The sequence below is a fragment of the uncultured Eudoraea sp. genome (assembly GCF_947258525.1).
In the GTDB taxonomy this organism is placed as follows: domain Bacteria; phylum Bacteroidota; class Bacteroidia; order Flavobacteriales; family Flavobacteriaceae; genus Eudoraea.
Window position 1 is genome coordinate 1 of sequence record NZ_CAMYIP010000157.1, and the last position, 13,954, is coordinate 13,954.

The window sequence follows — 13,954 nt, forward strand, 5'->3', positions numbered from 1 at the left end:
TTTGTAAATCTGTATTGTCTGCATTCAAGCCCTCCCGAGCGCCGGTTCGATCTAATGCTTTGTATTCCTCAAGTTTATCACTTATAAAGGCTTTACTATGGGTGGAAAACCCTTCATTAACAATACGTTCTGTTACGATCTCTTCGGCATTCTTAAATTCGTCACTAAATCCATTGGACCCCAGGAACCAAAGAACGATCGATATCGCCAGGATGATCTTGCCTGCACCCACCACGAAACTTTTGGTCTTTTCAACTACCGTATAGGCAACATTTCGCAACAACGGCAATTTATAACTGGGCATCTCGATCATAAAAAACGATCTTCCCTTTATCTTTAGCATCCTGTTCAGTATCGAGGCCGAGATTATAGCGGTAGCAAATCCAAGGAAATAAAGAAACATCAGTGTCAGTGCCTGATAACTAATACCCAGAATTGTATCTTGTGGTATTACCAAAGCGATAATAATAAGGTACACCGGTAGTCGTGCAGAACAGGTGGTGAACGGGGTAACGAGAATGGTGATTAGGCGTTCTTTCCAATTCTCAATATTTCGGGTAGCCATTACTGCTGGAATAGCACAGGCGGTTCCCGATATCAGTGGCACCACGCTTTTGCCACTCAGACCGAAAGGTCTCATGAGTCGGTCCATCAGGAAAACCACCCTACTCATATATCCTGATTCCTCCAGCAGAGAAATAAATAAAAACAAAAAGGCGATCTGTGGAATAAAGATCACGATCCCTCCAATTCCGGCAAGTATACCTTCTGCCAATAGATTGGTAAATACTCCGGGAGGAAGGGTTTCCTTAATCCATTCGCTGGCGGAGGCAAACTGGGCATCAATAAAATCCATAGGATACTGACTCCAATCGAATATCGCCTGAAAGATGAGAAGGAGCAGAAGAATAAAGATCACGTATCCGAAGATCTTATGGGTAAGGATTCGATCTATGGAGGCTCTAAAACCTGTAGCTGCTGAGGGATCTACCTTATAGGTCTCTTTCAGCACTTTATTGATAAACTGGTATCTATAAATAGTCTCTTTATGCTGAAGTCTTTTGAGTTCGGCCTTAGATTTGGTGGGCAACAGCTCACTATTTTGAAGCCTGTTCTTTTCAACGGGCATAAAGTTTATGTCCTGGGTAATGACCAACCAAAGTTTATACAGGTCTTCGCCGGGGAATGTTTTTTGGAGCCTCTCAAAGTATTCCGGTGCAATATGACTGGCATTGATGATGGCTTCGGTAGAGAGAGTTGAATAATTCTCGATAGATGTTTTGAGCTCTTCAATACCCGTTCCTTTTCTTGTACTTACCAATGCAATCCTGGTATCCAGTTTTTTCTCGAGCTCTTTGATATTTAAGGTGATTCCTTTTTTTACCATACGATCGGCCATATTGATCACCAGCAGCGTTGGGATCTTAAGATCTTTGATCTGAGTAAAAAGAAGTAAGTTTCTTTTAAGATTCTCAATATCGGAGATCACCACAGCAACGTCCGGAAAATCTTCATTTCGCTTATTCAACAGTAATTCTACCACAACACTTTCGTCAAGGGAGGTGGTATTTAAACTATAGGTACCGGGAAGATCTATGATATGGGCTTTCTGTCCATTGCTGAGCTTGCAGACACCCTCTTTTTTTTCAACCGTAATCCCGGGATAGTTCCCCACCTTTTGTTTCAACCCGGTTAATTGATTAAAAACCGAAGTCTTACCTGTATTGGGATTACCGATAAGCGCTACTTTGATACTCTTGTTCATCGGGTTGAGGAATCTTCTTTTACATCGAGCATTATACGCTTGGCAATATCTCTCCTGATGGCGATATGTGAACCGTTTACATCGATATATAGCGGGTCGTTCAGAGGCGCTACTTGTACTAATTCAAGAAGATTTCCAGGCAGACATCCTAATTCAAGGAGTTTTACAGGAATCTCGTCTTCCCCGAATTCCTTTATAACCCCTTTTTGACCCGGACGCAGGTCTGCTACATTAAGCTCCAAATTATTTAGAATGATTTTAAGTAAGGACAAATGTAAGTGAAAATGCCGAGCTATACTCACAAATAAAAACAAAAAAGTGGCCTTGGCAAGGCAGATAGTGTTGGTAGGAACAGAGCCTTACTCGGAGTAGGTAGCTTTTAGGATTTCAAGATCATTCATCAGCCGCTCAATCTCTTCCGGGCTGGTTCCGTTATAAGTTCCGCGTATCCTTCTCTCTTTGTCTACAAGGATAAAATTCTCTGTATGGATCATATCGAACGGACCCGCAGCCTGAAAGTCCTTAACCGCGAGATATGACTTCCTGGCAAGATCGTAGATCTGCTTTTTATCACCGGTAACCAGGTTCCATTTATGATCTGCCACTCCTTTTTCAATAGCGTATTTTTTTAGCTGGGCGACGGAATCGATTTCTGGTGTCACCGTATGCGACAGCAACATAACATCTTCATCTTCTATGATCCTTTCCTGAATATCTGCCATATTTTTAGTCATGATCGGGCATATGGTCAGGCAGGTGGTAAAAAAGAAATCTGCAACATAGATCTTGTTTTGATAGTTTGCCTCTGTAATGATTTCCCCATTTTGATTCACCAAAGAGAAATTATCGATCGTATGATATTTCTTTACATAATGAAGCGTGCTGTCTACGAGTTCCGGATTAAAATCCGCAGGCTGGTAAACGGGTAAACTATCCTGTGGTTTCAGCGCATTATAAAAGAGTCCCAGGATAATGACTGAAAGGACGAGCATTACCAGTCCGAATAATTTGTATTTGCTAAAAAAAGATCTCATAACGAAAGAGCAACAAAGTTAATATGGCGCGCCAGAGTGCGCAAAACTAAATGTTAGAATAGGTATTAAATCTTTCTTAAATTCATGTAGAGGATTCTTCTTTCTTTTTTTAAAAGAACCTAAAAGCGTACTTTTGTTCGTTTTCTGAAGAATAGACGCTGATGAGTCCCATTATAATCAAGGCCCTGCAATTCCTATTGAGCTTATCCCTTTTAATCGTACTGCACGAACTGGGACACTTTATTCCGGCCAAATTGTTCAAGACCAGGGTAGAGAAATTCTATCTCTTTTTCGATGTAAAGTATTCATTGTTTAAGAAAAAGATAGGGGAGACCGTCTATGGTATTGGGTGGCTTCCACTTGGAGGTTATGTAAAGATCTCCGGCATGATCGATGAGAGCATGGATACCGACCAGATGGCGCAGGAACCTAAGCCATGGGAGTTTCGGTCGAAACCCGCCTGGCAGCGGTTAATTATTATGCTTGGTGGTGTTACAGTTAATTTTCTTATCGCTTTTGTGATTTACATACTCACCTCTTTTTACTATGGGGATACCGATATCTCGACCTCCAGTATAAATGACGGTTACTGGATCACCAATCCCGTATTGACCGATCTGGGCATAGAAACCGGAGATAATATCGTTTCGATAAACGGGGAACGATATGAGAACTACTCTGATCTAAGAAAGAATTTGATTACGGCAGACAGAATTACACTGGAGCGCGATGGAAATCGGAGGGTAGTTGAATTACCGGAGGATTTTTTAGGAAAACTCAGTACGGGCACTAATCTTACTTTCTTTGAATTGAGAGTTCCATTCATCGTAGGGCAAGTTTCGGATAGTTCACTAAATATTGGTACAGGGTTGAAAAAAGGCGATGTCTTTACCAAACTCGATGGAACCCCATTGCCCTATTACGACCAGTATAGCGGATTTCTGGATGGTTATAAAGGAGAGGAAATCGTTGCGGAGATCAAAAGAGAAGGGAACACCCAGGAGATCGAATTAAAGGTAAGCGAAGACGGGAAACTGGGAATATTCGCAGGAGGAACTATAATGGAGATTGCTGAAATGGGCTATTTCGACATTGTAGAAAAGAAATATGGTTTCTTTGAAAGTTTCAACGTGGGGACCAAAAAGCTTTTCAATCAGATCGGGAGTTACTGGCAACAGCTTGAAAAAATATTTACCCCAAGTACCGGGGCCTATAAAGGTGTAGGTGGTTTTAAAGCTATTTTCGATATTTTCCCCAGTACCTGGAGCTGGCAGGCGTTTTGGGGAATTACCGCATTTCTGTCGATCATGTTAGCCGTCTTAAACCTCTTACCGATTCCCGCATTAGATGGGGGACATGTGATGTTCCTGATCTACGAAATGGCAACCGGCCGCAAACCGACGGACAAATTTCTGGAATACGCACAGATGGTAGGATTTTTCCTTTTGCTTGGGCTTATAATCTTTGCCAACGGTAACGATATCTATAAGGCGGTATTCAAATAGTATTGTCTAAAAAAATGCCAGCCTATACTGCCTGATAGGCTGACATTTGAGTCACCGGCACAAAACGAAAAACGAAGAACTTGAATCAGCTAACCGGCGACTGTTGCAGGGAACAGAAGTATCGTGCGAATCCCAACCCCAGCTAATCCCTAACCATATACCGAAGATAATGTGGAGGGCTGCACTGTGCTTGCAGGCGCATAATTCTTTGATTAAATCCAATTAATTTTATTGGGGTATTGAGAATTAACCGCTATATTTGCAACCGCAATTTCAGGAATTATTCCTCCTTAGCTCAGTTGGTTAGAGCATCTGACTGTTAATCAGAGGGTCCTTGGTTCGAGTCCAAGAGGGGGAGCGAAGAAGTAGAGCGAAGCTTACTTCATCGCTACACCGAAGCCATCCACAAAAGTGGGTGGCTTTTTTGGTTCGTAAAGCGGGATAAGAACTTGACTTTGGGCGGGGATGGCGTAATCCCTAAACTCACATTAACCATTATTTGGGAACTCTGCAGTAGACGGTTATAAATAAATCGGTTATACGATCACTGTGTAACCGTTTTTATGTTAATTTTAATTTAAATCAAAAAAACTGATGAAATTAACATCCATATTGTTCATAGTACTGCCCCTATTTATCTATGCCCAAAATTCTGACTATTCTCTAAACTCCATGCTGAATGAAGGCATAAAGGCGCCTAATACTCACCATATTGGTGAAGCCTGGTTAAACTTTTTAGTCGAAGCTGGCGAGGATTTCAGTTACAATATCACCCAGGCAACTTTTAGTCCGAATTCAACATTAGACTGGCATAAACATGCAACTCCTCAGGTGATCATCATTGTAGAGGGGGAGGGATACTATCAGGAAAGAGGCAAAGAGGCGATTATCCTCAAAGAAGGCGATGTTATTAAATGTGAAAAAGATGTAGAACATTGGCATACATCCACTGCTGAGAACAAAGTTTCTTATATCGCTTTTTATGGTGATGAACCAACTGTTTGGACCGAGAAGCTTACTCGCGAATACTATGATAGTGTAGCTTTGAAACTAAAAAAGTGAATAATTACTCGAGATAAATCTAAGCATCCACTTTTGTGGATGGCTTCTGCTGTATTAACCAATCAAATATTTCTTCTATAGGTAAAAGACTAATAGCCCTGCCCTGGCTTAAACTATTATCCACATTTGGAAGAACCACAATCTTTGCAGGTGAGGCATCCTTCCTGATAAATTAAATTCGTTGATGAACAATTATCACATTTTTGTCCCTTTACCTCGGTACCGTCGGTTACAAATTTTTTTAGGGCCCGGGCAACTCCATTTTTCCAGGTATTTAGTGTTTCCCCTTCCAAATGAAGACTGCTGATGAGGTCAACAACTTTTACTATGGGCATTCCATGTCTTAATGTACCGGAAATAAGTTTAGCGTAATTCCAGTATTCGGGATTGAACTTGTGAGACAGGCCTTCAATAGTTGTTTTATACCCTCGTTTGTTTTTGTATTGAAAATCATAACGAGAGGTCCCATCTTCATCTCTATTCTTAATTATTAAGCCATCATCCACCCATCTCGGGATTAAGATCCCATCTTCATCGTCTGCCAGTCCAGTAAAAATTTCATAGGGCTCACCATCGATTAAACCAATAAAAGCAATCCATTTTTCCTTGTTGTTTTGAAAACGAACCACATCTGCCTCCAGAACCTGGGGACGTTTTGTAGGAAAGACCGTAAGGGTTTCCTGAGCTTCACTTTCGTTGGATATCAATACGCCCGATCTTGATCCGTCACGATAGACAGTTACTCCTTTGCAGCCGGCCTTCCATGCCTCTAAATACAAGTCGCCTACCAGTTCTTCCGTGGCGTCATTGGGAAGATTAATGGTGACACTTATCGAATGATCTACCCATTTTTGAACGGCGCCTTGTAAACGAACTTTGCTCAACCAATCCACATCATTTGAAGTGGCTTTATAGTAAGGGGATTTAGCCACAATTTCATCCAGCTCCTCCTGATTGTATTCTCTTTCAGTATCCAGTCCATTTGCTTTCATCCACTGCTTAAACCTATGGTGGAACACTGCGTATTCCTCCCAGGAATCGCCCATTTCATCTACAAAAGTGACCTTAGCATCCTTCTCGTTCGGATTAACTTTTCTCCTTCGTTTATAAACAGGGAGAAATACCGGTTCAATACCCGAAGTAGTCTGTGTCATTAAACTTGTAGTACCCGTAGGAGCAATGGTCAATAAGGCAATATTTCTCCGCCCGTATTCGAGCATCTCATAATACAATTTCTCATCTGCTTCTTTTAGCCTTAGTATAAATGGATTTTCTTTTTCTCTTTCGGCATCGAAAATTTCGAAAGCACCCCGATCCTTTGCTGTATGTACAGAGGCCCTATATGCCTCTAACGCTATTGTTCTATGGACTTCAATAGAAAGTTCATTCGCTTCTTCACTGCCGTATCGCAGTCCTAATGCTGCCAGCATATCTCCTTCGGCGGTAATACCAATTCCTGTCCGCCGTCCTTCAATGGCTTTTTCTTTAATTTTTTCCCATAATCTCAACTCTACCAGCTTGGTTTCTTCCAATTCCGGATCCGATTTTATTTTTGCCAGAATGGCATTTACTTTTTCAAGTTCAAGATCAATAATGTCGTCCATGATACGTTGTGCCGCGGCTATATGTTTTTTGAACAAGATGAAATCAAAGTTTGCAGAACTCTTAAATGGATCATTTACATATGAGAACAAGTTAATAGCCAACAATCTGCACGAATCATATGGGCACAATGGGATTTCTCCACAAGGATTGGTTGAGACGGTTTTGTACCCTAGGTCGGCATAGCAATCAGGTACCGACTCTTTTATAATGGTATCCCAGAACAAGATTCCAGGTTCTGCTGATTGCCATGCATTGTGCACAATTTTATGCCATAAGTCCCTGGCATCAATTTCTTTTGAGATTTTTGGATTGCTGCTATGAATGGGAAAACTTTGGGCATACGGATTATTATTTTGAACAGCTTTCATAAAATCATCATCAATCCGAACAGAAACATTGGCACCGGTAACTTTACCCTGTTCCATTTTAGCATCGATAAAATCTTCCGCATCCGGGTGGTTAATTGAAACCGATAACATTAAAGCTCCCCTCCGGCCATCCTGTGCCACTTCTCGTGTAGAATTAGAATAGCGTTCCATAAATGGTACCAGGCCGGTTGAGGTCAGCGCTGAGTTTTTAACCGCAGAACCTTTGGGCCTGATGTGGGATAAGTCGTGTCCGACTCCTCCACGTCTTTTCATTAATTGTACCTGTTCCTGGTCGATCTTCATAATGCCCCCATAAGAATCAGAAGTTCCTTCATTGCCAATCACAAAACAATTAGATAATGATGCAATTTGAAATGGATTACCGATACCGGCCATGGGACTTCCCTGAGGTACTATATATTTGAAGTTCTTAATCAGATCAAAGATCTCGGCTTCCTTAAGGGGATTTGGATATTTTTGCTCTACACGAGCTATTTCTTTGGCGATCCTTCTATGCATGTCATTAGGATTAAGCTCATAGAGTTCTCCCTCAGAATCTTTCAAGGCATATTTGTTCATCCATACCCTGGCCGCCAAATCATCTCCATTGAAATAAGATAAACAGGACTGATACGCTTCTTCCTGAGAATAGGTTTTTCTTTTCTGGGGTATAGTTTTGACAGGCATGTATAGTTATTTAGAAGGTTATTAATGGAGAAGCAAAAATGGAACTAACCCAAAAACTATTCTATGACAAAAATCATAAAACTTACAAGACGAATCATATAAGCACCTGATAATAAGATAAATAAGAGTTTATCAACATAAAAAAGTTAACAAATTTATCGAATTATTACATTTCAAAATCGTGCTGAATTATAGCTTTGGCTAAAGCTAAAGAGGGCCAAAATAGTAAAGCCGCCAATAGTAGCGGCTTTATAATTACCAGCTTATCAAAGCTATCCTTTCTTAAAAAGCAGCTTCAAGTTCTCCTTCCCCAACAGGTTCTTTACCCGTTCTCAGGAATCCCATGTTCAATTCTCTTGTCCATCGGAAATAGATAGGTTTTTCATTCCTCAGGGTATCAATGATGTTGTGATACATGGATAGAGGATAACGCAGGTAAACCAATTTGTTTCTTACGTCGTAGTGATTCTCAGGAAGAGGTTTCCCGTCAGGGTGAAAAGTTATTTGTAGAATAAAATCATCATGATCATAACATTTTACAATAACAGGCGGATAAACACGCTTGGGCTCATCATTTCCGGCTTGAAAATGAATCCAGTATTGGGTAATTTCGCTATCAATGACTTTCATAGTATTTAGGTTTAATTAATAAATAAGTCGTTGGTTTAAAGATCGTTGTGTTTTGGTTTGAATACTATGACGAGGATCAGGTGGGATTGGTTTTCTGAGCATATCAAAATCATAAGAGAATAATATCCCGAAAATTGAACCTGATCGAATTGATACCTTCGGATTTTAATAGAAGAGGCTTCCGATCAGCTTTCGGTTATTCTTACCACTGACACTAGCTTCACAATTAAGTTATCTCTTAGAATAAGTTTTCGGAAAGATCTTTTTGGATCGAAAAATTAAGTTCGATTCACTACATTAGATAGAATTTAATGTAAACCATTTACGGAAGAAATCATGAGACCTTTTAGCGTTTTACTGGCAATATCATTTTTGTTGATCTTTGGTTGCCGCATGGCTGAGAAAAAACAAGACAAGGCAGAAATTGCCGTCGTAGAAGTCTGGGAAACAGACTTCTACGATGAATTCGAAACTTTTGATCCACAAAACTGGCAGGATCAGCGGATTTGGGTAAACAACGAACTACAGTGTTATGTGCCCGATGGGGAATTTGGAACTCGTGAAGTAAGTGATGGAACACTAAAATTAAAAGTGGTGAATATCGGAGAAAAGCTGAGCTGCGATAATCTGGATAAGCATGGGGAGCAACACCCGGATACAGAATATGTGGCAGGGCGTATTTGTTCTAAGAATCGGAAGGAATTCGTAAAAGGTAAATGGACGGCCAGATTAAAACTTCACGGCAATGGTGAAGCCAGTATGTTCCCGGCCTGGTGGCTGCTCGGGGCTCAAAATAATGAATCCCCGGTTCAGGAGCCCGATGAAAATATCTGCTGGCCGCTGACCGGTTCCGGAGAAATTGACATTTTTGAACACCACGGGGATGTAAAGAAGGATCATTTTACCACCGGAGCTATTAAGAGTCAGGGCGAATGCGATAAAGGGGACTGGTGGAGCCTTCGAAAGGATTTTCCGGCCACTTTAGACGAATATCACGAGTACTCCGTAGAATGGGAAGAGAGCGATCTGGTTTATCGGGTAGATGGTGAAGAGATCTATCGAAATATGGGCGAAGGAGACAATTACCCCGAACCGATGTTTGCTATCTTAAACTTTGCCAAGATCACAGATTCACCTATGACCGGTGAATGGGTAATGGAAGTGGACTGGGTGAAACACGAAAACCGCAAATAACCAGTTCTGCTGGAATGAAAGTAATTTGCGATAATTTTAGAAGACAGTAGGCCCTGGTACCGATGCAATGATTAAGACAGCTTGTTTCTTTTTGATATTGCTCTGTATGACCCAGCTTTCGCTAGGTCAGAATATGCATGTGTCCTGGTATTCGGTCACCAATGGACTTCCATCGAACGAAGTGAGGTATATAGCCAGGGATAGCCTTGGTTTTGTTTGGATTGCAACGGATGCGGGGCCGGTTCGTTTTGACGGCACTCGTTTTGAAGATTTTTCCCAATATGTCCCGAGTCAGTATGGAAGATACTTTCACCCTACAGATGAGGGTTTACTTTTGAGTCACGATGCTGGAATTAGCCTGATTCAATCAGGACTGGATTCAACAAGAATTTCTTTGTTTAAAAAGGCCTCTATAGATCCCGGTGACATGGAGCTATATTATCCTGGTATATTTTTCGAGAGGGAAAATGGCGACTTGCTGGTCGGACAGCCTGGTGGGCAGATCCATCAATTATCATCCGGAGTTATGAATTTATTGGTAGCCAGATCCGGGGATCCTGCAAAAGACGCAGTAGACCTTCATTTTGGTGAGGTATCAGGGCAGCTTTGGGTTGCCCACAGCGATGGGTCACTTTACACTTTTGATGATGTATCAAGGTCCCTCAAAAAAATGGCCGACTTTCCACTAGTTAATGATATGAAATTCAATGGCAGTGAACTCTGGATTGCCAGTGACATGATTTACAGGATACAGTTAACTGCTAACGGCAAGCAAATAGTGAGACGAGAATCTTTCCCAACCAGCCCTGGTGAAGTCACATCCATTGCTCTCGATAATCAGGAAAACATTTATCTGGGAATACGAAATACAGGGCTGTATTATTTAGATCGAACTCCGGGGAAGCCGCCCGAATTTATTGAAGTGTTTGGCAACAACGATCCTCATTCCATAAATAAGCTTCCATTTAAGAATATCCACAATATAGTAATCGATACCAATAACAAATTGTGGATATGTTCCTCTGAGGGTCTGGGTGTATTACAAAAACGTTTTTTTGAGAGTATTGGTTCAATACCCAATGCGAACACCACGGCTATCTCCATTGCAGATAACGGTAAGATCTTTGTAAACTTTGGAGATATTTATAAAGTGGAAAGAACAGATTATGGTTATACGGGCGAACAGCTTTCCACGTCTTCTCTTGGGACCATAACGGCACTGACCACGCATGGAAATAGCTTGTGGACAGGAACTAGTACCGGTAAACTATTTGAACTCAATCAACAAGGGCAAAGAGTCCGTACAATTGATCTGGAGGAAAGGGGAGAAGGGATTTTTTATCTGGCAGGGGATCGAAACGATAGGCTATGGGTAGCCCAGGCTCCCAGGGATAAGCCTTTAGTGGGTATTGGATGTGTATTGCCCAATGGAACATTTAAAGAATATGGTCCTGAGAAAGGACTTGAAAACCGAATTATATGTCTTAAAGAAACAAAAAATGGGCCTATTTATGCCTCGGGCATAGGAATAGATTCCTACCTGTACCGCTATTATCCGCAGAAAGACAGATTTGTAAATCTGAGTACTCCTTTAGATTTCTATGTAGGCCCTAATTTTCAGGTTCATGATTTTACGGTAGATGAAATGGGGGTTATCTGGCTGGCATCCACAGATGGGTTACTACGTTATGATATGGATAGGGTGACAAAGATAGATCTGGGACCAGGGTACAGCAATAAAGAATTGAAAGCTGTAGCGCATGCAGCCGATGGAAGCATATGGGTTTCTTTTGATACAGAGGGAGTACTGCTGTATAAAGACGGTCAAATCATAGTCATGCAGGAAGAAAGTGGTCTACCAAGTAAGGTAATGACATACAGATGCTTAGAATCTGATAAAGACGGTCGGCTATGGATAGGGTCTTCAGAAGGTATGGTATATTCATATGACGCCAATCCAATGCCTGGAAAAAGTAATATGCCATGGATAATTTCAATAAACGTTGATGAACAGTCGATCAAAGAGGAAAATTTGCGTATCGATCCGGACCAGGAAATAGATATAGAATATATTGCCCCCTCCTTCCAGGGATTCAGAACTTTTTTCCAATATCAAATCAATAATTCCGAATGGTCTTCTTCCAGTTCTGAAACCACACTTAATTTAAAAGGATTATTACCAGGCAGCCATACTCTGGCGTTAAGAGCAAAAAAGGAAGGAGCCTTTTTATGGAGTGAGCCCAGGTTAATAAATATTTCAGTAGTAGAGTTCTGGTATAAAAGCAAGATATTTCTATGGACCCTGGTTTTGTCTCTCATATTTATGATAGCTTTCATTTTTTGGTCCCAAAAACGCAGGTTTAAGTTGATTCTGAACAGCTTGAATCAAGGTCTGGAAGCAAAGAAGGATGAAGTTTTTAGACATGAAGCCGATCTTGTAAAGGTTCGCGAAGAAATGAAGCTGAAACAAAGGGAAAAGAAGGCCAACCTCCTGGTGCTGGAGATCATGCTCCGTTTAGTTTCGAAAATTGATCCAAATACAAAATGGGAGATAATTATGGAAACCATATCCCTGGATTTAGCAAAGTTGCCAGGGGTAGTAGCTTTTGAAATTGGCGTTCATAGAGGGAAGAATATTGAATTTGAGGGATACTCGGAGCGAGTCAGAGGATTTACATCAGCAAAAGTTCCTTTTGATCCTGGTTCTTCTCTTGCAGCTTATTGTATTACCAATGCAAAAGCTTTTATTTTCAATCGGTTATCAAAAGATACTGTAGCCTTCCTGGAGAAAAAGGATCCCAGAATTGAAGGTTACAAGGCTGCTATCAGTGTACCATTTTATATCAAGAATCACGAAGCTATATTTACCGTATATGCCGATCAGGAAGAAATATTTGACGAGTACGCACGTAAGACTTTTCAAATTTTTGCTGCCTATTTAGAACAAATCGTATAAAATTGAAATGAATCGCATCTGTCTCATTATATTGATTTTGATCCCTTTACTAGGGCTAGGGCAGGTTACAGAAACACTGAAGGTAGGGGTGGTCCACGAACCTCCTTTTGTGATAAAATCTGACGATGAATTCACGGGTTTAAGCCTTGATTTATGGAATAGTATTGCCGAAGAGGCAAATGTTAACTTTGAGTTGGTTGAATTTAATGATCATCTGGGCTTACTGAGGGCGCTCGATTTTAAAGAAATTGATATTTCTATTAATCCGATTCATGTTGATGAAATCAGATTAACGCTTTTTGATGTCACACAACCATTTTACGTCTCAGTTATTGGGGTGGCAACCTCTATTACCCAACAAAGTCAGACAAAAGTTTTTCTGAGCAACTTTTTTTCAGTGAGATTTCTGAGGATATTGTTGCTGTTGGTCCTGACAATATTTGTTTTTGGCACGGTTCTATGGCTGGTAGAACGCAGGCATAATCGTCGTCAGTTCCGGCCGGGAATTACTGGCTTGTTCGATGGTTTCTGGTGGTCTGCCGTTACCATGACTACCGTAGGCTATGGCGACAAGGCCCCAAAGACGAGGGCAGGCCGGGCTATAGCTATGATCTGGATGTTTTCTGCAATTTTAATAATCTCTGGATTTACTGCAACGGTGGCTTCAACACTTACCGTGAATTCGCTGGTGAGAAACATTGAAGATCTCCAGGATTTACGCAACACAAAAAACATTGGCAGTGTTCATGGTTCCAGTGGGGCCAACTTCTTGGGGCAAAATGATATCCAGGATTTGATATTATACGACGATGTTGAAAGCGCACTACTTGATTTGTACCTATCGTCCCGAAAACTGGAGGTGCTGGTATTTGATAAAACTGTTCTGGAGTACCTGGTTGGGGAGAAGCAACTTAAAGGCAAAGTGTTTATACTTCCCGTTAATTTCCATCAGCAATACAAAAGCTTTTTCCTGCCGAAGGATAGTGAACATCTGGAATGGATCAACCCACTTTTGGTGCGTAAGATCAACGAAAAATCCTGGCCAGAGCTACTTCATAATTACAATTTGCAAATAGAATAGAATATAGGATTCCCATATACCACCAAATTCAATTCTGGTTTCAATAAATATTGTCAGACTAGCTTGT

The 13,954-nt window shown here is 41.0% G+C and carries 10 protein-coding genes and 1 tRNA gene; 6 read left to right on the forward strand and 5 right to left on the reverse strand.

Going from position 1 to position 13,954, the window contains the following annotated elements; all coding sequences use genetic code 11:
* From feoB to Q0X89_RS11515, 3 genes are all read right to left on the reverse strand, one after another.
* On the reverse strand, window positions 1–1,765 hold a 1,765-nt coding region (feoB, locus tag Q0X89_RS11505; RefSeq protein ID WP_297694274.1), incomplete at its 3' end, for a ferrous iron transport protein B.
* Window positions 1,762–2,007: a FeoA family protein gene (locus tag Q0X89_RS11510; RefSeq protein WP_297694276.1), complete on the reverse strand. Its 246-nt coding sequence runs from the start codon at window positions 2,005–2,007 to the stop codon at window positions 1,762–1,764. The genes Q0X89_RS11510 and feoB, both read right to left, overlap by 4 nt.
* A 117-nt stretch (window positions 2,008–2,124) precedes the next feature.
* The gene (locus Q0X89_RS11515; RefSeq protein WP_297694279.1) at window positions 2,125–2,799 is read right to left on the reverse strand and encodes an SCO family protein; all 675 of its coding nucleotides are present in this window, start codon (window positions 2,797–2,799) and stop codon (window positions 2,125–2,127) included.
* A gap of 161 nt (window positions 2,800–2,960) precedes the next feature.
* Here Q0X89_RS11515 and rseP point away from each other — a divergent pair, with 161 nt between their 5' ends.
* The 3 genes from rseP to Q0X89_RS11530 all read left to right on the forward strand — a co-directional run bounded on the left by rseP (window position 2,961) and on the right by Q0X89_RS11530 (window position 5,366).
* Window positions 2,961–4,304: an RIP metalloprotease RseP gene (gene rseP, locus Q0X89_RS11520; RefSeq protein WP_297694282.1), complete on the forward strand. Its 1,344-nt coding sequence runs from the start codon at window positions 2,961–2,963 to the stop codon at window positions 4,302–4,304.
* Between the two features lie 284 nt (window positions 4,305–4,588).
* A tRNA-Asn gene (locus tag Q0X89_RS11525) sits at window positions 4,589–4,662 on the forward strand.
* Window positions 4,663–4,898: 236 nt separating this feature from the next.
* On the forward strand, window positions 4,899–5,366 hold the full coding sequence (locus Q0X89_RS11530) for a cupin domain-containing protein (RefSeq protein WP_297694283.1): 468 nt from the start codon (window positions 4,899–4,901) through the stop codon (window positions 5,364–5,366).
* A gap of 116 nt (window positions 5,367–5,482) precedes the next feature.
* Here the strand turns inward: Q0X89_RS11530 and Q0X89_RS11535 are convergent, their stop codons facing one another.
* Complete coding sequence (locus Q0X89_RS11535) at window positions 5,483–8,026, reverse strand: adenosylcobalamin-dependent ribonucleoside-diphosphate reductase (protein WP_297694285.1); 2,544 nt, start codon at window positions 8,024–8,026, stop codon at window positions 5,483–5,485.
* A 282-nt stretch (window positions 8,027–8,308) separates the two neighbouring features.
* A complete protein-coding gene (locus Q0X89_RS11540; RefSeq protein WP_297694287.1) occupies window positions 8,309–8,656 on the reverse strand; it encodes a hypothetical protein in 348 nt (115 codons plus the stop codon).
* Window positions 8,657–8,992: 336 nt separating this feature from the next.
* On the opposite strand from Q0X89_RS11540, the gene Q0X89_RS11545 reads away from it, so the two are divergent.
* The 3 genes from Q0X89_RS11545 (at window position 8,993) to Q0X89_RS11555 (ending at window position 13,887) form a co-directional block, all read left to right on the forward strand.
* Window positions 8,993–9,850, forward strand: coding sequence for a glycoside hydrolase family 16 protein (locus tag Q0X89_RS11545; protein WP_297694289.1), 858 nt, complete (start codon window positions 8,993–8,995; stop codon window positions 9,848–9,850).
* Window positions 9,851–9,956: 106 nt separating this feature from the next.
* Window positions 9,957–12,806, forward strand: coding sequence for a two-component regulator propeller domain-containing protein (locus tag Q0X89_RS11550; RefSeq protein ID WP_297694291.1), 2,850 nt, complete (start codon window positions 9,957–9,959; stop codon window positions 12,804–12,806).
* A gap of 7 nt (window positions 12,807–12,813) precedes the next feature.
* A complete protein-coding gene (locus Q0X89_RS11555) occupies window positions 12,814–13,887 on the forward strand; it encodes a transporter substrate-binding domain-containing protein (protein ID WP_297694293.1) in 1,074 nt (357 codons plus the stop codon).
* Window positions 13,888–13,954: the final 67 nt, after the last annotated feature.